1 protein-coding gene is annotated in these 1,565 nt (G+C 55.7%); it reads right to left on the bottom strand.

The window, feature by feature from the left end:
- Positions 1–509 precede the first annotated feature (509 nt).
- Entirely contained in the window at positions 510–1,403 is an 894-nt protein-coding gene (locus B3C64_RS02230) for a metal ABC transporter solute-binding protein, Zn/Mn family (RefSeq protein ID WP_291533422.1), read from the bottom strand.
- Positions 1,404–1,565: the final 162 nt, after the last annotated feature.

Below are 1,565 nucleotides of genomic sequence, written 5' to 3'. Positions count from 1 at the left end.
GTTACAGGGGCAAAACATCCACCGGCTGGATAAAACAGACGTTCAGAAGGACCTCAGACGCCCAAACTACCCAACAGCTGGATAAAGACACCCGTCAAAGCCGCTCTCACAGGACTAAATCATCCAGCCAATGGAGGAAAACATCCGCCTACCGGCCAGTTAAGGAACCAAATCATCCAGGCAATGGAGAAAATCAGCCACTAAGACCATGCCAACACAACCAAAACATCCACCGACTGGACAAAAACGGACGCTAAGAAGAACCTCACGCACCCAAATCATCCAGCCAATGGAAGGAAAGGGCGTCTCGCAGACATTCGGCGGCCAAAACATCCAGTCAATGGAAGAATCCGCCCATCGAAAACAATTCGACGGGCGGATTCCTGATTATCGAAACAGGACGATGCGGTAAAGCACCAACCGGCCAGCATGATTCAGACGGTTTCAACCACTCTCATCACCGAAACCACCAATACACGTATGGCCTGATGCCGGCCCTCGCCAATGGATCAGATGGCCTTGCTGAAGGAATCGACAAGCGCGGACATCCAGTCGGTCAGCGAATCATACTGGCCTGGCATCTGCTCGGTGAGCTTGATTTCCGGCACGCTCGCGGATTCCGCGGCGTCGGTGAGCTTCTTCGTCATATTGCTCTCCTCCTGGGTGTTGACCACCAGAAGATCGACGCCGCCGGACTTCAGGGCCTGAATGTACTGGGTGATGTCGGAAGCCGTCGGTTCGCTCTCGTTCGCGCTGGCCTGTGCGTAACCAGTCGGAGTGACATCCTTCAATCCCATGTCTTCGGCGAGGTAGTACGCCACGGATTCGGTGGCCGCGTAGTTCAGGCCATTGGCCTTCTTCCTCACATCGGCGATTTTGGATTCGACTTCGTTTTCCTCGTTCTGCCACTGCTGGTTGAGCTTCTCGAAATCAGACTTCTTGGAGGAATCCGCCTGCTCATACGCCTTGGTGATGGCCTTCGCCGCGGCCTTGCGCACGGCTGCGGAGAACCAGACATGCGGGTTGTCGCCTTCCTTCACGCCGCCAGCCTCCGCGGCGTTGATGACGGTGGCCTTGGTGGACTTCGCGGCCTTGACCGCCCATGCGTCGTAATCGGCACCGTTGACGACGATCACCTGCGCCTTCTGCAGCTTGGCGACGTCGGCGGTGGTCGGCTCGTAATCATGCGGATCGACATTAGTGGTGTGCACGATGCTGGTGACGTCCACGTTCTTGCCGCCGAGTTCCTTGGCGAGCGTGCCCCACTGATTCACGGAGGCCACCACGTTGATGGTTCCGGATTCATTGCTCGATGTGGACTGGCCATTGCCACAAGCCGCCACCGAAGCAAGCAGACCAGCCGAGGCAAGCGCAGCCACAGCGATTTTCACAATACGATTCATGTTGCTCCCTCTCTATCAGCAATATCACGACACATCATAGCCTAAATTGAGAATGATTATCATTATGGTGTGTCGCGTGGCCGACGCACGACATCGCATCGCAGCTCAGTCCTGCAGCACAGTTCCATAACCGAATCTTCCAATGACTGGATAAATCGTCCG

This window comes from Bifidobacterium sp. UBA6881 (assembly GCA_002451435.1).
In the GTDB taxonomy this organism is placed as follows: domain Bacteria; phylum Actinomycetota; class Actinomycetes; order Actinomycetales; family Bifidobacteriaceae; genus Bifidobacterium.
Note: the sequence above shows the minus strand (reverse complement) of the source record. Positions and strands in the feature narration are given on the sequence as shown.